The 16,510-nt window shown below is 61.7% G+C and carries 21 protein-coding genes; 11 read left to right on the top strand and 10 right to left on the bottom strand.

Annotated features, from left to right (window positions below; translation table 11 throughout):
* Nucleotides 1-47: 47 nt before the first annotated feature.
* Together NKJ13_RS20485 and NKJ13_RS20480 are read left to right on the top strand one after the other, a co-directional pair.
* Nucleotides 48-632, top strand: a complete 585-nt coding sequence (locus NKJ13_RS20485; RefSeq protein ID WP_352706148.1) for a DUF1214 domain-containing protein — start codon at nucleotides 48-50, stop codon at nucleotides 630-632.
* A complete protein-coding gene (locus NKJ13_RS20480) occupies nucleotides 625-1,173 on the top strand; it encodes a DUF1254 domain-containing protein (protein WP_254819944.1) in 549 nt (182 codons plus the stop codon). The genes NKJ13_RS20485 and NKJ13_RS20480 overlap by 8 nt, the downstream gene beginning before the upstream one ends.
* A gap of 14 nt (nucleotides 1,174-1,187) precedes the next feature.
* Here the strand turns inward: NKJ13_RS20480 and NKJ13_RS20475 are convergent, their stop codons facing one another.
* Nucleotides 1,188-1,373 carry a hypothetical protein gene (locus tag NKJ13_RS20475; RefSeq protein ID WP_254819943.1) on the bottom strand — a complete coding sequence of 62 codons (186 nt, stop codon included), beginning with the start codon at nucleotides 1,371-1,373 and terminating at the stop codon, nucleotides 1,188-1,190.
* Nucleotides 1,374-1,560: 187 nt separating this feature from the next.
* Here NKJ13_RS20475 and NKJ13_RS20470 point away from each other — a divergent pair, with 187 nt between their 5' ends.
* A complete protein-coding gene (locus NKJ13_RS20470) occupies nucleotides 1,561-2,571 on the top strand; it encodes a hypothetical protein (RefSeq protein ID WP_352778067.1) in 1,011 nt (336 codons plus the stop codon).
* A gap of 10 nt (nucleotides 2,572-2,581) precedes the next feature.
* Here NKJ13_RS20470 and NKJ13_RS20465 read toward each other — a convergent pair whose 3' ends face one another.
* Nucleotides 2,582-2,929, bottom strand: a complete 348-nt coding sequence (locus NKJ13_RS20465) for a DUF1491 family protein (RefSeq protein WP_254819941.1) — start codon at nucleotides 2,927-2,929, stop codon at nucleotides 2,582-2,584.
* 156 nt (nucleotides 2,930-3,085) lie between these two features.
* On the opposite strand from NKJ13_RS20465, the gene NKJ13_RS20460 reads away from it, so the two are divergent.
* Nucleotides 3,086-3,361, top strand: coding sequence for a type II toxin-antitoxin system ParD family antitoxin (locus NKJ13_RS20460; protein ID WP_502895544.1), 276 nt, complete (start codon nucleotides 3,086-3,088; stop codon nucleotides 3,359-3,361).
* Nucleotides 3,354-3,644, top strand: a complete 291-nt coding sequence (locus NKJ13_RS20455) for a type II toxin-antitoxin system RelE/ParE family toxin (protein WP_254819939.1) — start codon at nucleotides 3,354-3,356, stop codon at nucleotides 3,642-3,644. The genes NKJ13_RS20460 and NKJ13_RS20455 overlap by 8 nt, the downstream gene beginning before the upstream one ends.
* A gap of 23 nt (nucleotides 3,645-3,667) precedes the next feature.
* On the opposite strand, the gene NKJ13_RS20450 is transcribed toward NKJ13_RS20455, so the two are convergent.
* Complete coding sequence (locus tag NKJ13_RS20450) at nucleotides 3,668-4,441, bottom strand: peptidoglycan-binding domain-containing protein (protein WP_352778065.1); 774 nt, start codon at nucleotides 4,439-4,441, stop codon at nucleotides 3,668-3,670.
* The gene (locus NKJ13_RS20445; protein WP_352778081.1) at nucleotides 4,416-6,161 is read right to left on the bottom strand and encodes an ATP-binding protein; all 1,746 of its coding nucleotides are present in this window, start codon (nucleotides 6,159-6,161) and stop codon (nucleotides 4,416-4,418) included. The genes NKJ13_RS20450 and NKJ13_RS20445 overlap by 26 nt, the downstream gene beginning before the upstream one ends.
* A gap of 519 nt (nucleotides 6,162-6,680) precedes the next feature.
* On the opposite strand from NKJ13_RS20445, the gene NKJ13_RS20440 reads away from it, so the two are divergent.
* Entirely contained in the window at nucleotides 6,681-7,049 is a 369-nt protein-coding gene (locus NKJ13_RS20440; RefSeq protein ID WP_352738215.1) for a DUF5330 domain-containing protein, read from the top strand.
* Between the two features lie 113 nt (nucleotides 7,050-7,162).
* A complete protein-coding gene (locus NKJ13_RS20435) occupies nucleotides 7,163-7,591 on the top strand; it encodes a SufE family protein (RefSeq protein WP_352471107.1) in 429 nt (142 codons plus the stop codon).
* Between the two features lie 104 nt (nucleotides 7,592-7,695).
* Here the strand turns inward: NKJ13_RS20435 and NKJ13_RS20430 are convergent, their stop codons facing one another.
* Together NKJ13_RS20430 and NKJ13_RS20425 are read right to left on the bottom strand one after the other, a co-directional pair.
* Nucleotides 7,696-8,121, bottom strand: coding sequence for a Ros/MucR family transcriptional regulator (locus NKJ13_RS20430; protein WP_023677844.1), 426 nt, complete (start codon nucleotides 8,119-8,121; stop codon nucleotides 7,696-7,698).
* A 414-nt stretch (nucleotides 8,122-8,535) separates the two neighbouring features.
* Entirely contained in the window at nucleotides 8,536-8,907 is a 372-nt protein-coding gene (locus tag NKJ13_RS20425) for an SH3 domain-containing protein (protein WP_352479517.1), read from the bottom strand.
* A 115-nt stretch (nucleotides 8,908-9,022) separates the two neighbouring features.
* On the opposite strand from NKJ13_RS20425, the gene NKJ13_RS20420 reads away from it, so the two are divergent.
* The 3 genes from NKJ13_RS20420 to NKJ13_RS20410 all read left to right on the top strand — a co-directional run bounded on the left by NKJ13_RS20420 (nucleotide 9,023) and on the right by NKJ13_RS20410 (nucleotide 12,366).
* Complete coding sequence (locus tag NKJ13_RS20420; RefSeq protein WP_352738200.1) at nucleotides 9,023-11,134, top strand: S9 family peptidase; 2,112 nt, start codon at nucleotides 9,023-9,025, stop codon at nucleotides 11,132-11,134.
* 79 nt (nucleotides 11,135-11,213) lie between these two features.
* Entirely contained in the window at nucleotides 11,214-11,840 is a 627-nt protein-coding gene (locus NKJ13_RS20415) for a LysE family translocator (RefSeq protein WP_352738202.1), read from the top strand.
* A gap of 142 nt (nucleotides 11,841-11,982) precedes the next feature.
* Complete coding sequence (locus NKJ13_RS20410) at nucleotides 11,983-12,366, top strand: SET domain-containing protein (protein ID WP_254819935.1); 384 nt, start codon at nucleotides 11,983-11,985, stop codon at nucleotides 12,364-12,366.
* Nucleotides 12,367-12,377: 11 nt separating this feature from the next.
* Here the strand turns inward: NKJ13_RS20410 and NKJ13_RS20405 are convergent, their stop codons facing one another.
* The 4 genes from NKJ13_RS20405 to NKJ13_RS20390 form a co-directional block, all read right to left on the bottom strand.
* Nucleotides 12,378-13,328, bottom strand: coding sequence for a cytochrome c (locus NKJ13_RS20405; RefSeq protein ID WP_352778063.1), 951 nt, complete (start codon nucleotides 13,326-13,328; stop codon nucleotides 12,378-12,380).
* A 9-nt stretch (nucleotides 13,329-13,337) separates the two neighbouring features.
* Nucleotides 13,338-13,781, bottom strand: a complete 444-nt coding sequence (locus NKJ13_RS20400; RefSeq protein WP_254819933.1) for a c-type cytochrome — start codon at nucleotides 13,779-13,781, stop codon at nucleotides 13,338-13,340.
* A 173-nt stretch (nucleotides 13,782-13,954) separates the two neighbouring features.
* Nucleotides 13,955-14,551, bottom strand: a complete 597-nt coding sequence (locus tag NKJ13_RS20395; RefSeq protein ID WP_023677850.1) for a superoxide dismutase — start codon at nucleotides 14,549-14,551, stop codon at nucleotides 13,955-13,957.
* A 107-nt stretch (nucleotides 14,552-14,658) separates the two neighbouring features.
* Nucleotides 14,659-15,537: a branched-chain amino acid aminotransferase gene (locus tag NKJ13_RS20390; RefSeq protein ID WP_352507473.1), complete on the bottom strand. Its 879-nt coding sequence runs from the start codon at nucleotides 15,535-15,537 to the stop codon at nucleotides 14,659-14,661.
* A gap of 151 nt (nucleotides 15,538-15,688) precedes the next feature.
* Here NKJ13_RS20390 and NKJ13_RS20385 point away from each other — a divergent pair, with 151 nt between their 5' ends.
* The gene (locus NKJ13_RS20385) at nucleotides 15,689-16,351 is read left to right on the top strand and encodes a haloacid dehalogenase type II (protein WP_352690040.1); all 663 of its coding nucleotides are present in this window, start codon (nucleotides 15,689-15,691) and stop codon (nucleotides 16,349-16,351) included.
* Nucleotides 16,352-16,510: the final 159 nt, after the last annotated feature.

Here is a 16,510-nt window from a genome sequence, read left to right as displayed (position 1 = left end):
CGGGCGGCAATCTCTCTGTCCCCGGCCTTCGGTTCTCCCGGCTCGTCATGCTCAAGAACGCCTTCCTGACGCTGCTTTCGCTTGCCATCGCCATCGGTGGCGGTGGCGCCAGCGTCTGGTACGCGCTGAAGCTGCAGGATGGCGTCGGCGCCATCAGGATCGGGCAATGGACCGCCTTCCCGGATATCGGCACGCCGACGGCGGATCCTTATTCCAAAGCCCGGGTGGCTCGCGAAGGCGTGCTGGCGCTTGGACAGGCGGAAGGGCTGTCCTTCATAGCCGAACGCGATTCCGGCGGCGAACAGCTCAAGCGGCAATGCGCCTACAAGATTGCGGGCGGTTTTCCCACCGCTCGGTTCTGGACGCTTTATGCCGCCGACCAGTCGCTTGGCGTGGTCGAGACCGGCACGCCGAGGCCGGCTGCGCTGCAGTCCTATCAAGTGCTGCGCCAGGCCGACAATTCGGTGGTCATTTCCGTCGGCAGCCGCCCTGCACCTGGCAACTGGCTACTGACCAGCGGCGCCGGCAAGATGTACTTGGTGCTCACGTTCTACGACACACCGATCGCCAGCAGCACCGGTCTGTCGGACGTCACGCTGCCGCAGATCCAGAAGGTCGGCTGCAATGCGTAGCCTGCTGCATGCCGTGCTGCTCGGCCTGCTCGGCGCCGGCATCGTGCACATCGTCGTGCTGCTGCTCGTCCCCGAGTTCTCCGAACGCGACGCCTGGTCGCGATTGGCCATGGCTTCGGATCTCTACAAGATGACCAGGCTCGACGCGGAAGCCGGCGGCGCGCCGGTGGTGAAATCGGTCGATCCGCTGTTTTATGCGGCGGCTTGCCGCTTCGACCTTGCCGAGGGGATGGTGCGGGTCAAGGCGCCGGGCAAGGTGCCATTCTGGTCGATATCGGTCTATGACCGCGGCGGCCACAACATCTACTCGTTCAACGACCACAGCGCGACCGCAGGCGTGCTCGACACCGTTGTGCTGACGCCGGCCCAGATGATCGAGGTCCGCAAGGATCTTCCCGAGGAACTGCAAGGGGCCATCTTCGTCGAGGCGCCGATAGAGGAAGGCGTGTTCGTCATCCGTTCGTTCGTGCCCGACGACAGCTGGAAGCCGATTGTCTCGCGCTTTCTCGAACAGAGTTCCTGCGAACTGCAGGATTTTTAGGCCGGTTCCGATGCTCAGTGGTGCGGTACCGGCAATGTTCCCGACGGTCCCGGCTTGTCGGGGCCGGTCGGCCGCGTTTCGGCCGTCAGCGGCCGCTGCTCGTAGCGCACCCCGGGAAATATGATCACTGCCGCCGGCGCGGCTTGTTGTGCTCGATTGGTTGCCGCCGTTCGCGGCACGAAAGACAGTACCATGCCCATGGTTCGCGTATTCCTCTCGGTTGCCCCGGAGCACAACGCAACGCCTCCATAGTCGATTAAGAAGGCAGTAGGTTAACGGAGCGCTAACGGATCGCCGCTAAATTGATCTTTGTTCTTGGGAAACGCGAAACCGGTACAGCCCGGCAGAGCGCCCTCCAGATCGTGTCGAGTGTCAGGCGTATCCTTCGTGTCAGCTTCGGATTTCGGGCAAATCGCAGCAGGAGCTGAATCGGGAAAGGCCGAAAGGCTGTTTCGCGCCGCGGTATCGGCATTCTGTTCGCTCACCCGCCCTTCGCGCCGGGAGATCGCGCAGCTCGAAGACCTGACGCTGCCGCTTTTCGAGAATGTCTCGGTCGAATCGCGCCGCTACGTCGCAGCGGCCCTTTCCGAATGCGAATATGCACCCGCCGCGCTGGTGCGGCGGCTTTGCCAGGAGCGGGTCGACATCGCCGCTCCGCTACTCATCCGCTCGCGTGCCCTCAGCGACATCGACCTGATCGCGCTGATCGGGCGTCACGGCCTGCCGCATGCCCGTGCCATTGCCCGCCGCAAGGATCTCAACCAAACCATCGCCGATCTCACCAAAGTGCTTGAAAGGCCGACGCTGGTGCGGTCGCAGCAGCAGCCGGAAGCAACTGCCATTGCCCCGTCCGAAAACGCGGAAATGGTCGCGAGCGACGCAAACAGACAAGAGGCGGCCGACGCCGCCGAAACCGTACGCCGCCGGTTGCGATCCATGATGCGCTCCGAGCGCGGCACCGCCATCAGACCGTTCGTCGAGCCACAAACCTACGTCAAGCTGCGCGAAACCGCGCTGACCGGCAATGCGGCATTCTTTCAGACAGCGCTCGCCGATGCGCTCGAAGTCGATTTTTCAACGGCGCGGACGCTCACCGCGAGCCAAAATTACACACCGCTACTTTTCGCCTTGCGCGCGCTCGACCTCAGCGAAGACAAGGCGTTCCTGATCACGGCTGCCATCTATCCGACCGAGTTTCCGCACCCGCAGGCGATCCGCATCTTCCTCGACCGCTACCGCCTGCTGCACCGCGACGCTGCGTTGGACAGGCTCCGCGGCTGGAAGGCCGACACCGTGTCGAAAATCGTTCGCAAGCCCGGGCGCGTCGCGGCAAATGCCGACCTGCGCAAGCCGAACAACGCCGATGTAACCGCCACCCCAAAGGCGCTTCGCATCTGAAGGCTTGCCGTTACGACGCCTTGACCGAGATAAGCTCCTCGACGGGAACGACGCCCGCCTCGATCTCGATCACCCAGATATCCGGATCGAATTTCTTCTCGCGCTCCAGCTGCGCGTCGAAAATGGCGGCATCGTCGCCTTCGCCAAGCAGACTGAAAAAACGGTCGTCCGGCCTGGCCGAATCGTAGCTCGTCTGCGGCGCCGGCCCGAACAGCGCCATCTCTCCTAGCCGGCCACGCGCCAACACGAAAACTGCGCCGGCTTCCGTGGCGCCGCGCTTGACCACGGCGGCAAAGCCGCCGGCGCTAAAAACCCGGCGCAACAGGGCCGACACCCACAGATCGGTGGTTACCCGCATGGCGGGACCCTGTACGATTTCGGGTTTGTGGTGTCGAGATTCTCACTTATTCGCGAGCAACGGTTGGCCATCAAAGCAAGTCCCGGAATGCGACGATTTACCAACAAAGTCTAACAAAACTTGTTGGCCTCTGTGAAAAATGCTATAGTGCCCGGTATGAAAGCCCAGCCCATGCGCACTCTTACTGTGTCGCTTACCCCCAAGCAGGCCGCCCGTCTACAAGACGCCGTGAACAGCGGAGACTATGCTTCCAACAGTGAAATCGTCAGGGAAGCACTACGTCTATGGGAGCAGCGCGAGGAATTCCGCACTCTTGAACTGGAACGCCTCAAAAGGGCCTATGACGAAGGGATGGCAAGTGGCGAAGGTCAACACGTAAATCGTACGGCTTTCTTACGCGCTCTGAAGGCCGAACGCGCAGTCCGTGGCTGAATACCGGCTCACCCCGCGAGCTTCTCAGGATTTGCGAGATATTTGGCATCACATTGCCGTCGATAACGAGAAGGCGGCTGACAAGCTGATCGGACGCATTTTCGACAGGCTAGAATTGGCTTGCGAGCACGCCAAAATGGGCGCAGCTCGACCGGAATTGAGCGCCACCGCCCGCATTCTGGTCGAGGGGCGCTACATCGTGATTTACGAGCCCATGCCCTACGGCGTGTTAGCCGTGGCGATAGTCCATGGAATGCGTGACCCGGAGCAATGGCTTAAATAGGCCGGGAGACTAGGTTTCGGCCCTCAGTTGGTCAGGCCGATCTCGCGCATCTTGACGTAGACGATCTCGTCTGGCTCGCCGGTCTCCGGCAAGCCGAACAGCGCCTGGAATTCCTTGATCGCGGCCTTGGTGCGCGCGCCTACGACGCCATCCAATTGCATGTCCTCATTGCCGAACGCTTTCAGTCCGGCCTGGATCTTGACGATGCGGGGATCCGGCGTTTGCGCCGCTGCGTTTGCTGGTGCGGATACCGGAATGGCGGCCGGAGCAGCGGCCGTTTCGACCGGCCGCGGCACGGGATGCGGAACCACGGCCGCGGTCTTTGGCGTGGCGCCCAGTTGATCCAGCAGGACGCCGTCGATCTCGCCGGAGGCATTCAATCCGACTTTCTGCTGATAGGCCTGGATGGCCTTGCGCGTATTCGGTCCGGGAATACCGTCGATGGTGCCGGAATAGAAATCGAGATCCTTCAAGATGCCCTGGACCTGCTCGACGACCGGGTCGCTCTTGATCGGCGTAGCGGCCGGACGCACGATATTGATGGTGGTTTCGGGCTCATTGCTATCCGCCCGCGGAAAGCGTTCGATGCTTCTGGTAGCGAAAAACGCTCCGGCATGCGGAAAGGGCTGGTACCAAAGCGCGTTCGCCGAGACGTAGAACAGCGTCACCAGGAACGCGGTGGAGCCGCCGACCACAACAGGATTGCGCGAGATCAGGCTGCCCAGCGCCATCGCTCCGTGCTCGAAGGCATTGCCGCGGCGTTTGACCGCCTTAGGCTGTTTTGCGGAGCGACCCATTGCTCTCCCCTTTGCCACCGTCCGCCTTGGCTTTGACCGCGGACATCGGCACCACGCCGGTCTTCTCCGCCGAGCGGCCCGTCGGGCCGCTCACGGGAAGGCTGATCGTCACCGTGGTGCCCTCGCCCGGCATGCTTTCGATCGACATTGTGCCCTCGTGCAGCGCCACCAGCCCCTTCACCAGCGAAAGCCCGAGCCCTGTGCCTTCGAAACGACGGGTATAGTCGTTCTGGATCTGCATGAACGGCTTGCCGAGATTGGCGAAATCTTCCTCGGCGATGCCGATACCGGTGTCCCGGACCCAGAAATGCAGCCGCGAGCCGATCCGCTTGGCGCCGATGACGACATTGCCGCCTTCGGGCGTGAACTTGATCGCGTTAGAGACGAGATTGATCAGGATCTGCTGCACGGCGCGACGGTCGGCATTTATTTCGCCTGCATCCGGCGCGATCTGGGCCTGCAGATCGATGGCCTTTGCCTCGGCTTGCAGGCGCATCATCGACTGGCACATCTCGACCGCTTCGCGAAAGCGGAACGGTTCCGGTTCGGTCGCGTAGGCGCCCGATTCGATCCGCGATACGTCGAGTATCGAGGTGACGACGGCAAGCAGGTGCTGGCCCGAATCCCTGACCAGCCCGACATATTCCTTCTGGCGCGGATCCTTGAAGCTGCCGAACATCTCGTGCAGCAGCATGTCGGAAAAGCCAATGATGGCATTGAGCGGGGTGCGCAACTCATGGCTGACGACGGCAAGGAAGCGTCCTTTCGCCACCTCGGCCGAAGCAGCCGCCTCGTTGGCAGCGGCAAGCTCCTGGCGCAGTCCGGCCAGTTCATCGTTCTCGCGCAGAACAAGCGTGAAGACAGTCTCCTGCCCCGGTGCGCGCATCATCTCGAGCGAAAACGGCTGGTAGTTGTCGGCCGTCACGCCGCTGTTCTGCGGCAGCCGGACGCGAAGATCGAGCCGGCGCGACAGGGCGCCCTCGCGCATATCGGCCAGCGCACTGAGATATGGGACGCGGTCGGACAGATGGATGCGATCGAAAAGTCCGGTGCCGAAAAGCAGCTCCGGTGGCAGCCTCAGCATCGTGCGTGCCTTAGCCGAGGCGTCCAGAACCTCGCCATGGGCAGCGATTCGCAGCACGACGGCGTCGATCAGGTCTTCGAGCCGGTGGCTGCCGGCCGGATCGAGCTGAGCGCTGGCGGTGGCACGAAGTGAAGCGACACGCGGAATGAGCGTGAGCGCCCAGGCCAACGGCACCAGCCAGTGCCATGCGGCGATTTCGGTCTGGCCGAGCGGCAAGACGGAACCGGCTAAAGGCTGCAGCAAGACTGCGACAAGGGCCGAGATGGCGCCCCAGATCACGGCACGCCGCGACTGGCCGATCCACCAGGCTTCAAACGGCAGCGCCACCGCGAGCAAGGCAACCGGCGAGGCCACACCGCCGGCGGCAGCGATAAGGGCACCCAGGGCAACACTGCCGACGACCAAGGCGAGTTGGCCGGCCAGGGTCATCTTGCCCGATGCAGCCACCAGCAGGGCGGCGAACCAGCAAAGGCCGAACGCCGCAAAGATCGCAGCCACAGTCACGGCCGCGCCCATGCCCGACGTGACCAGCGTCACCGCTGCACCCGCGCTGAAGAAGGGAGCCGCCAGCATGACGCCAATGAACCGGCTCTCACGGCGGCGGTCGTCCTGGCCGAGGACGGACGGATGAACCATCCGTTCGCAACCGGCGGCTATCGCGCCTGGCAACTCGGCGTATCTGGCCTTGATCGCACTCAACTCAACGCACCCGGTCGTGAACGGCTCTGCTTTGCAGGCGGCTTTTGTCGATCCGAAACTCGCATCCAGCGTTTAAGGAATGGATAAGGCTGGGCCGATCGTCCCCGGCAGGCTGCAAATATCGGGATACCGGCGGGGAAAAAACCGGGGCAATTGCCGCCATAGTAAACGGAGCGTTATCCGGACCACCCGCGCCTGGGTTGGCGGGCGATCGCATCAAACTGTCACCAATGCAAAAAATAACGAGGAGAAACAATAGGTTGGATGGTTACCATTTGCTGAATGAAATATGAACCATTCGAGGCAAATGAACTTCAAAACGCTTTGTTTCGAATCTGCCTAAAATTTGAGGAAAACTGTTGCTTTCGGGACAAGTCGTCCTTTGCGCCTCCGTGCCAGTATCGCGGTACAAGGGTCGTGCGGTTCGGAGGCATGACCGTCATAAAGGACAGACAGATGGGCTTTCTGATAAGAGCTGCTTTCTGGTTTTCGCTGGTGCTTCTGGCGCTGCCGCTGGGTGTCGGCGCCGATGATGCGGGCCGCGAAAGCGTCGGGCCGCTCCAGGCGCTGTTTGCGGCGCGCGAAGCCGTCGGCGACATCGCCGGCATCTGCGAGCGCAAGCCGGACGTGTGCGAGACCGGCAAATCGGCAATGCACACCATCACCGCCCGGGCCAGGGAAACCGCCAAGATCGCGGCCGCCATGCTGGACGACAAAACCCCTGAACCAGATACGGTGACGACCACCGGCAGCGTGCCCGAGGAAATCGTCTTGCCGGCGAAAGTCGATCTGCCGGCGAAACTGCACTTGCCGGCGAAGAACTGACACTGTTTCGGCCGAATTCATCGCCAGACCGCAAGGCTCCCCACGCTCGGCGCCTGCGGCGTTTCTCCTCTTTTTCCGTGACGTGGCAGCGCCGGATGACTATATCCGGGGTGATGACTACGACGATCCAGACCATCCGCGACGACTTTTCCCTGCTCGACGAGTGGGAAGACCGCTATCGCTATGTGATTGAACTGGGTGAAGCGCTGCCGCCGTTTCCCGACGAGCAACGCATACCGGCCAACAAGGTCCCCGGCTGCGTCAGCCAGGTCTGGTTGACCACCGAACAGGGCGGTGGTGCCGACCCCGTTATTACCTTCAAGGGCGATTCCGACGCCCATATCGTGCGCGGTCTGGTCGCCATCATGCTGGCGCTGTTTTCGGGACGGCCGGCCAGCGAAATCCAGAGGACCGACGCGGAGGCCACATTGAAGGCGCTCGGACTTGACGAGCACCTGTCGCCGCAGCGCGCCAATGGTCTTCGCTCGATGGTCAAGCGCATCAAGCGCGACGCCGAAGCAGCGTTGAAGCAGACCGCCTGACCGGACGGCAGTTGCCGGCAGCATGGGGGGTTCGACCTTTGACCCCATAATACAAAACGGCGCCCGCAGGCGCCGTTTGAGTGTCAAACCCGAAGAGCCGGTTATCAGCGTCCCTTGCGCTTGCGGCCGAGACCCATCTTCTTGGCGAGCTGCGAACGGGCGGCCGCATAATTGGGCGCAACCATCGGATAGCTCGGGTCCAGGTTCCACTTTTCGCGATACTGGTCGGGCGTGAGATCATAGTGGGTCATCAAGTGACGCTTGAGCGACTTGAACTTCTTGCCGTCTTCGAGACAGATGATGTAGTCGTCATGCACCGAACGCTTCGGATTTACCGCCGGCTTCTGCTTGTCGGCAGGCGGCTGCTCGGCGGCCCCGCCGACGCGCCCCAAAGCGGCATGGACATCGGCAATGAGGTTCGGCAATTCGCCGACCGGCACGGGATTGTTGCTGACATAGGCGGCCACCACGTCGGCGGTAAGCTCGATCAGCGCGTCACTGTTTCTGGAAGGTGTTTCGGTAATATCCATGGCATTCAGGCCCCAACGAGAATTGTTTCTGTTTGCGCCCGTTTCGATAGTTGGGCATCGCGCGAACTTGTGCAGGAAAAAGCCTCCGCGATTCGCGTCGCGGCACCTTAATGGGCCTTGGCGTCAAGTAAGTCAATTCGCTTCTTGCGCTCTATTCAGCGATGCAAGTCAAATCTTTCATATTCAGCTTCACTCTTTCGTGCAGAGTGTAAACTTGCCGTTTTTTCTGGTCAGACCAGCATCGACTGACGCGGCGGCAAGCAGCCATTACACAGACTGCAGCAGGTAAATAGACCTCAATGCTTGATCCAGCCGGCAGCATTACAGCCTGGCCAATCGGCGGATTCAGTAAAATCATAGGTTGCGAAACATTACTGTTGCTCGTGAGCCGTCGGCCGGGAGCGGCGTGCCGCGTCACTGAAACGGGGTGATGTATTTTCCGTAGACCCAGCCGGTGACGAACTGGCCGTTCTGTGCCGGATCATGCCAGACTTGGCACCAGTGATTGCGGATCTTCTGTTTCTGCTGCCAGTACGAATGGTTGGCGAGATTCAGCAGATTTATCCCACCGGTGCATTTGCCGGTCATCTGCAGAACCGTCCCGTTGGGATAGGCGGCCTGCTTCTGCGAAGTTCCCGAAGGATATTTGCGCACATTGAGTGTGTCGCCGAACGGCACATTGGCCACTTGCCAAGCCGCAAAGGCAGTTGCATGAGAATGACCGGCATTGGCCAGGGTCGTCGCAGCGACGGCGAGGGCCGCGACAGTCCGAGAAAAAATGTTCATTGTCCTCTCCTCCAGCCCGTCCCCTCGAGCCACCACGACAATAGATCATAGCCGCTGAACCCGCGCTGATCGGCGTGTTCATTCGCTATTCAAGTAACTTCCACAGCGAGACGCAATGACCAGAACCCCAGTGTTTCCGACCGCCACCCCACCGCAGCCGGAGAAACGGCCGATCTTCGACACGCATCACGGCATTACGCGGACGGACGACTATGCTTGGCTGAGGGCCACCAATTGGCAAGAGATGTTCAGGGATCCGTCTCTGCTCGACGGCCAAATCCGCGCCCACCTCGAAGCCGAGAATGCTTACCAGGCGGCGCTGATGGCCGATACGGCTCAGCTGCAGAAGCAGCTTTTCGCGGAAATGAAGGGGCGTATCAAGGAAGATGATTCCTCTGTGCCTATGAAGGATGGGCCCTATGCCTACGGCTCCTCCTTCAAGCTTGGCGGCCAGCAGCCGCGTTATTTCCGCACGGCGCGCGACGGCGGCGACAAGCAGATATTGCTCGACGGCGATGCCGAGGCCGAGGGTAAACCCTATTTCCGGCTGGGCGGCGTCGATCATTCGGACGACCACAGCAAGCTGCTCTGGGCCTTCGACGACAAGGGTTCCGAATTCTACACGCTGCGCGTCCGCGATCTCGCCGGCGGCAACGACCTGGCGGATAGGGTTCCGGACACCGGCGGTGGCGGTGTTTGGGATGCCGGCAATGACGGGTTTTTCTACACTCGCCTCGACCCCAACCACCGGCCTTCCAAAGTGCTGTTCCATGCGCTTGGTGACAGTCCTGAAAACGACCGGCTGATCTACGAGGAAACTGATCCCGGCTTCTTCATGGATGTCGGCGGCACGCGATCCAACGAGTGGATCATGATCGGCATCAACGACCATGAGACCTCGGAATACCGAATCATGAGCGCCAACGATCCGTTCGCAGAGCCGAAGCTGGTTGCAGCGCGCCAGACCGGCCTGCAGTACGAGCTCGAGGAAGGCGGCGACATCTTCTTCATCCTCACCAATGCCGACGGTGCCAAGGACTTCAAGATCATGACGGCGCCGGCGCATGATCCGGTGCGCGCCAACTGGCAGGAACTGGTGCCGCACGAAGCGGGCCGGCTGATCCTTTCGGTGATCGGCTTCAAGGACCACATGGTCCGGCTCGAGCGCAAGGAAGGCCTGCCGCGCATCGTCGTACACGACCGCAAGAGCGGCGAGGAGCACCTGATCTCCTTCGACGAGGAAGCCTTCTCGCTCGGCCTGTCCGGCTCCTACGAATACGACACCGAGATCATGCGCTTTTCCTATTCGTCGATGACGACCCCGGCGCAGGTCTTCGATTACAACATGCGCACCCGCGAGCGAGTGCTGCTCAAGACCCAGGAAGTGCCGTCCGGCCACGACCCGGAGCACTACGTCACGCGCCGGCTGATGGCGCCTGCCGCCGACGGCGAACTGGTGCCGATCTCGCTCCTCCATCACCGCGACACGCCGCTCGACGGGTCGGCGCCGTGCCTGCTTTACGGCTACGGCTCCTACGGCATCACCGTGCCGGCCGCGTTCAATACCAATCTGTTTTCGCTGGTCGACCGCGGCTTTGTCTACGCGATAGCCCATGTTCGCGGCGGCAAGGACAAGGGCTATGGCTGGTACGACGACGGCAAGCGGGCGAACAAGATGAACACGTTCACCGACTTCATCGCGGTCGCTCAGCACCTCGTCGCCGAACGCTATACGCAGCATGACCGCATCGTCGCGCAAGGCGGTTCGGCCGGCGGCATGCTGATGGGGGCGGTCGCCAACATGGCGCCGCAATGTTTCGGCGCCATCATCGCCGAAGTTCCCTTCGTCGACGTGCTCTCCACCATGCTCGACGCCAGCCTGCCGCTGACGCCGCCGGAATGGCCGGAATGGGGCAATCCGATCGCTTCGGCGGAGGATTACCGGACCATCGCCGCCTATTCACCCTACGACAATGTCGCCGCACTCGACTATCCGCCGATTCTGGCGCTGGCCGGCCTGACCGACCCGCGCGTCACTTATTGGGAGCCGGCCAAATGGGTAGCGCGGTTGCGCGACCGCAAGACAGGTGAGAATCCGGTGCTGTTCAAGATCAACATGGATTCAGGCCATGCCGGCGCCTCTGGCCGGTTTTCGAGGCTGGAGGAAATCGCCTTCACCTATGCCTTTGCGCTCAAGGTGACAGGGAAGGCCGAGCTTGCCGCGTGAACACCGCGGATAGGCAGGTATTGCTTGCTGTTCCGCTACATGCCTTCATTGAGGATGGAAGTTGCGGAGAAGCCCACCAATGATCGATCTTGCCACATTGATTGCGTATGTCGCGGTTGTGCTTGGCTTTGTTTTCATCCCGGGTCCTGCCACCCTTTTGACCGTGGCGCGAGCAACCAGCTCTGGAACCAGGGTGGGCATCGCGACCGGCGCGGGGATCGCGGCCGGCGACGTGGTTCACACCTTCATGGCGATCGTCGGCATTTCGGCGATCATTGCCACGTCGGGGGCGCTTTTCAGCATAGTGAAGTACATCGGCGCAGCCTACCTCATTTATCTCGGCGTTCGCGCGATCATCGAGAAAACGCCTGCCTATCCGGCCGCCGGCGCACTTGCGATCCCCGCTGCCAAAGCATTTCGGCAGGCTGTTTTGACCGAGATTCTCAACCCCAAGACCGCACTTTTCTTCCTTGCATTTCTTCCGCAGTTTGTGCGGCCTGAAAACGGATCGGTGATGCTTCAACTGGCGACATTGGGCGTGATCTTTGTTCTGTTGGGCCTCGTCAGCACGGTGGTTTTCGCCGTGGGTGCGGGCGGCCTCGGCGCTTTCCTGCGCCGAAACCCGACGGTGCTGAGATGGCAGGGCAAGGCTGTCGGCGGCATCTATTGCGCCTTGGGCATCCGGCTGGCGCTGCAACAGCGCTAGGGTCTCGACATGCGACGCCGTACGAGGCTTCGGATACTGGGCAGGCACAGTTGATTTTCCGCTCGCAATTGCAAAGGTCGCGCGCTACCCAATGCGCGGCCTTTTCACTCGCCGCCAACACTCAATCACCCAGGGATCTGCCATGTTGCTCGTCGATGTCTATCTCGACAAATCGCCCATCCAGGGCATCGGCGTCTTTGCCAAGAACCACATTCCCCGCGGCACGCTGGTCTGGAAGCTCGACCCGAAATACGACCGCCGCATCGAGGTGACGACCTACGAGCGGGAAACCGGGCCGGTGAAAACCTACCTTGACCGCTACGCCTACCCGGACCGGTGCGACCCGAACTACATCGTCTTCGAAGCCGACGATGCGCGCTACATGAACCATGCCGACGACCCGAATTGCGACGTCTCGCAGCCGGAGGAGACTTATGCCTTGCGCGACATTGCGCCTGGCGAGGAAATGACCTGCGACTACAATCACTTCTTCGAAACCGGCTTCGACTTTCTCGGCGACCGCTGACGCAACGGCCGTCAGCTCGCCGGCTTCTTGCGAGCCGGATAGCCGTTGGGATGCGGCGGCACGGCTTTCAGATAGGCAGCGATTGCCGCGCGGTCCTCCGGGGTCAGCACGGCCATGTTCCGCTGCACGTCGACCATTGCGCCGCCGACCGTATCGAAATCCGGCGTGAAGCCGGTTTCGAGATAGTTGGCGATGTCAGCTTCGGACCAATCGGCAATGCCGCCCTCGCCCGACGTGATGTTCGGCACGATACCGCTGCCTTCGGCGGCGGCCGCACCTGCCAGCCACTGGCCCTTCCTGGTGCCGCCGGCGAGGTCCCGCGGCGTGTGGCATTCGCCGCAATGACCGGGGCCTTCCACCAGATAGCGGCCGGCCAGCACCGGGTCGGGCGTGCCGTCGGGAAAGGAAACGACCGGCTGGTCACTCAAATAGAGCAGCTTCCACAAGCCAAGACCGCGTCGGACATTGAAGGGAAATGCCAGCGAATTGGCGGGCGCCTTGCGGGCGACCGCGGGCAAGGTCTTGAGGAATGCATAGAGATCGGCAATGTCGGCCGGCTTCATGCGCGCGTATGAAGTATAGGGAAATGCCGGATAAAGATGCTCGGCCGACGGTGATACGCCCTTCAGCATGGCGTTGGCAAAGTCCTCGACGGACCAGGCGCCGATGCCGTCCCTGGCATCCTGCGATATGTTCGGCGGCACGAAGGTGCCGAACGGCGTCTTGAGCTCGAGGCCGCCGACCAGCTGAAGGCGGGCGTCGCCTTGCGAGCCGGGCTTGGCATGACAGGACGTGCAGCCGCCGGCGTAGAAGATGCGCTTGCCCCTGGCGGCGTCGCCGGGACCAAGCTCAGCCAGCGTTGCGGCATCGAGCCTGACCGGAGCCGACAGGAACCAGCCGGCAATCGCGGCCGCGCCGCCCAGAACGAGGGCGGCGCCGACAAGTTTCTTCAGCAAGCGCATTGCCCGCCATCAGCCTTTTTTCACCCTGTAGTTTTGATGACAGTTGCCGCAGCCGCCGCCGATGGTGTTGAACTGTGCCTTCAACGCCTCGGCGTCCGCAGGTGCTGCGGCGACCGCTGCCTTGACGTCTGCGAGGTACTTGCCTTCAGCCGTCTTGAAGCCGGCCATGTCCTGCCAGATCTTGGGAGACGCCGTGGTGTCGCCGGTGTCGCTGCCCGCCGGGAAAAGCGTGTCGACGCCGGCATGGAATTTCTCGGCATTGGCCTGCAGTGCCTGCAACGCGGTCAGCACCGAAGCTGCGTCGTAGGGCGTCTCGCCCTTGACCACTTTCGACAAGCCGGCGGCGATCTTGCCACGTTCCTTCATCAGCGCCTGCCGGTCAGCAACCGGGTCGGCAAATGCCGCCGAACCGGCGAAGGCGAGCATCGAGATGGCGAGGATAAGCTTTCTCATTCACTTGGCTCCATGTTGAAGGCAATTCAGGATGCGGTCCCACCCCGATGACAAACGGCAAGGATGGCTTAAAAATTCCGACGCTTCGCCTCACGCTTGCGTGAAATTTTGCAACTGTCGTTCTGATGGTGAAAAAGAAAAGCCCCGGTTTTGCCGGGGCTTTCTGGAACGGATCAGGCCTTTTCGTAGAGTTCGAGCACATAGTCCCAGTTAATGAGACTGTCGACGAAGGCTTCGAGATATTTCGGCCGGGCGTTGCGATAATCGATGTAATAGGAATGTTCCCACACATCGACGCCGAGGATCGGCGTCGCGCCATGGACGAGCGGGTTCTCGCCATTCGGCGTCTTCGAGATCGCCAGCTTGCCGTCCTTGACCGAGACCCAGGCCCAGCCCGAACCGAACTGGGTGGTGCCGGCGGCGATGAAGTCGGCCTTGAACTTGTCGTAGCCACCAAGATCGCTGTCGACCGCCTTCTGCAATGCGCCCGGCAGCTTGTTGCCACCGCCGCCCTTCTTCATCCATTTCCAGAAATGGATGTGATTGTAGTGCTGGGCGGCATTGTTGAAGAGGCCCGCATTCTTGCCGAAGGACTGTTTGACGGCCTCTTCGACCGACAAATCGCCCATGCCCGCCTCGGCGGCCAGCTTGTTGCCGTTGTCGACATAGGCCTTGTGGTGCTTGTCGTGGTGATATTCCAGCGTTTCCTTTGACATATAAGGCTGCAAGGCCTCGTAATCATAGGGCAAGGCGGGCAATTCAAAAGCCATCGGTCGTACTCCCTCGTGGAAAAATCCGGTGTCGATACCGGACTAACATAGGACTGGATTGGTCTGGAACAACTCCGGAAACGAAGCGCCGGCCGCTTTTTAGCGGGTCAGCCGGGCGAAGTCGAATGCGCCCATTCCCAATAGAGTTCGCGCGCCTTCTTGGCCACCGGTCCGGGCTGCAGATTGCGCTCCTCGATACGGGTGACCGGCACGACTTTCGAGTGGTTTCCGGTCGAGAAGATTTCGTCAGCCTCGAGAAAATCGCGGATCGACAGCGTCTTTTCCGTCGTCGTGAAGCCGTATTCGCCCAGCAGGGCCATGGTGCGCGCGCGGGTAATGCCGGACAGGAAGGTGCCGTTCGGCGCCGGCGTCATGACATGGCCGTCCTTGACCAGAAAAATATTCGAGGTGCCGGTCTCGGCGACATTGCCCAGCATGTCGAGCACCAGCGCATTGTCGAAGCCGCGCATCTTGGCTTCGAGGATAGCCCGGCCATTGTTGGGATAAAGGCAGCCGGCCTTGGCATTGGTCGGCATGGTTTCGATGGTCGGGCGCCGGAACGGCGACACCGTCACCGAAAACCCCGCCGGCGAGATCATCGGCGATTCGTAGAGGCAAAGGCAGAAACGCGTCGAGGCCGGGTCGGCCGGCACGCCCATATAGCCGCCATGCTCGGCCCAATACATCGGCCTGATGTAGACTGCCGTCTTGCCGTCGAACTTCTTCAGTCCGTCCCAGGTCAGGCCGACGATCTTGTCGGTGCTCATCGTCGGCTTCAGGCCGAGCGCGATCGCCGAGGCATTTACCCGCGCTGCATGGCGATCGAGATCGGGAGCGACGCCCTCGAACCAGCGGGCGCCGTCGAACACGCTGGTGCCGAGCCACATGGCGTGGCTGCGCGGCCCTAGAATGGCAACATTGCCCTCGTACCAGTCGCCGTCGACGAAGGTCCATGTCGCCGATTGCGCCGCAGTCGCCAGTGTCATTGCCAGGTTCCGTTCGATGCTTGTTGCGGCGCATTGGAAGATGCTTTGGCGGCCGCCGTCAACCGGCTTGGCTGAGATTTGTTGAGGCCAGCGGGCTGGCGGACTGCAATCAGCGCTTGCGCCTTGCCTTACGCGGCCTCAAAACTGTCGAATGCAGTTCGCGGCTTACGTTTTCGACGCTTATGGCACGCTGTTCGACGTGCATGCGGCCGTGCGCCGTCACGCCGACCAGATCGGGCCGGACGGCCAGTTGCTGTCGGATATCTGGCGCGCCAAGCAGCTGGAATATTCCTGGGTCAGGACGCTGATGGGGGCCTATGCCGATTTCTGGCAGCTCACCGAGCAGGCCCTCGACTTCGCCCTGCGCAAGGTTCCATCCGCGGATGCCGGGCTGAGGGCGAAGCTGCTCGAGGCCTATTGGCGGCTGGACTGCTATCCGGAGGTACCGGCCGTGCTCAAGGCGCTCAAGGCATCGGGGGCAAGGCTGGCGATCCTGTCAAACGGTTCGCCTGAGATGTTGGAAGCGGCGGTCAAATCCGCCGCGCTCGACCAGGTCCTGGACGACGTCTTTTCCGTCGACAGCGTCAGGCGCTTCAAGACCGATCCGTCGGTCTACGACATGGTCACCACGGGCTGGCGCCTCTATCCGGGCGCCGTCTCTTTCCAGTCATCCAACCGCTGGGACGTCGCCGGCGCCACCAAGTTCGGCTTCAGGACGGTGTGGATCAACCGCGCCAATCAGCCAGAGGAATACCGGGATTTTCCACCGGCCCTGATCCTGCCGTCCCTCGATGGTCTGATCTCCGGGGTTTGACGGCCGGACATGTTGCCTCGACGCAACAGTACGGTCCAGTCACAGCTTTGCCTTTGTTTGTCCACCCTGCGGCCAGAATTGGAACCGCCTATCGCGCCGGGCATTGCTCGGCACCTGCGCAACAGGACGCATTTATGCTTTGTTGCGATTTGAGACTTA

The sequence above is a fragment of the Mesorhizobium sp. M0174 genome (assembly GCF_040322275.1).
GTDB lineage: Bacteria > Pseudomonadota > Alphaproteobacteria > Rhizobiales > Rhizobiaceae > Mesorhizobium.
The sequence above is the reverse complement of the archived record's forward strand: the minus strand, read 5'-3'. Positions and strand labels throughout refer to the sequence as shown.

What these genes read in the sequence shown, in the direction of transcription:
- NKJ13_RS20480 (WP_254819944.1), top strand. Translation starts at nt 625, where the DNA reads ATGCGTAGCCTGCTGCATGCCGTGCTGCTCGGCCTGCTCGGCGCCGGC.
- NKJ13_RS20395 (WP_023677850.1), bottom strand. Translation starts at nt 14,551, where the DNA reads ATGGCTTTTGAATTGCCCGCCTTGCCCTATGATTACGAGGCCTTGCAG.
- NKJ13_RS20435 (WP_352471107.1), top strand. Translation starts at nt 7,163, where the DNA reads ATGACTACGACGATCCAGACCATCCGCGACGACTTTTCCCTGCTCGAC.
- NKJ13_RS20400 (WP_254819933.1), bottom strand. Translation starts at nt 13,781, where the DNA reads ATGAGAAAGCTTATCCTCGCCATCTCGATGCTCGCCTTCGCCGGTTCG.
- NKJ13_RS20385 (WP_352690040.1), top strand. Translation starts at nt 15,689, where the DNA reads ATGCAGTTCGCGGCTTACGTTTTCGACGCTTATGGCACGCTGTTCGAC.
- NKJ13_RS20430 (WP_023677844.1), bottom strand. Translation starts at nt 8,121, where the DNA reads ATGGATATTACCGAAACACCTTCCAGAAACAGTGACGCGCTGATCGAG.
- NKJ13_RS20445 (WP_352778081.1), bottom strand. Translation starts at nt 6,161, where the DNA reads ATGGTTCATCCGTCCGTCCTCGGCCAGGACGACCGCCGCCGTGAGAGC.
- NKJ13_RS20475 (WP_254819943.1), bottom strand. Translation starts at nt 1,373, where the DNA reads ATGGGCATGGTACTGTCTTTCGTGCCGCGAACGGCGGCAACCAATCGA.
- NKJ13_RS20390 (WP_352507473.1), bottom strand. Translation starts at nt 15,537, where the DNA reads ATGACACTGGCGACTGCGGCGCAATCGGCGACATGGACCTTCGTCGAC.
- NKJ13_RS20415 (WP_352738202.1), top strand. Translation starts at nt 11,214, where the DNA reads ATGATCGATCTTGCCACATTGATTGCGTATGTCGCGGTTGTGCTTGGC.
- NKJ13_RS20420 (WP_352738200.1), top strand. Translation starts at nt 9,023, where the DNA reads ATGACCAGAACCCCAGTGTTTCCGACCGCCACCCCACCGCAGCCGGAG.
- NKJ13_RS20485 (WP_352706148.1), top strand. Translation starts at nt 48, where the DNA reads ATGCTCAAGAACGCCTTCCTGACGCTGCTTTCGCTTGCCATCGCCATC.
- NKJ13_RS20465 (WP_254819941.1), bottom strand. Translation starts at nt 2,929, where the DNA reads ATGCGGGTAACCACCGATCTGTGGGTGTCGGCCCTGTTGCGCCGGGTT.
- NKJ13_RS20425 (WP_352479517.1), bottom strand. Translation starts at nt 8,907, where the DNA reads ATGAACATTTTTTCTCGGACTGTCGCGGCCCTCGCCGTCGCTGCGACG.
- NKJ13_RS20450 (WP_352778065.1), bottom strand. Translation starts at nt 4,441, where the DNA reads ATGGGTCGCTCCGCAAAACAGCCTAAGGCGGTCAAACGCCGCGGCAAT.
- NKJ13_RS20410 (WP_254819935.1), top strand. Translation starts at nt 11,983, where the DNA reads ATGTTGCTCGTCGATGTCTATCTCGACAAATCGCCCATCCAGGGCATC.
- NKJ13_RS20405 (WP_352778063.1), bottom strand. Translation starts at nt 13,328, where the DNA reads ATGCGCTTGCTGAAGAAACTTGTCGGCGCCGCCCTCGTTCTGGGCGGC.
- NKJ13_RS20460 (WP_502895544.1), top strand. Translation starts at nt 3,086, where the DNA reads ATGAAAGCCCAGCCCATGCGCACTCTTACTGTGTCGCTTACCCCCAAG.
- NKJ13_RS20440 (WP_352738215.1), top strand. Translation starts at nt 6,681, where the DNA reads ATGGGCTTTCTGATAAGAGCTGCTTTCTGGTTTTCGCTGGTGCTTCTG.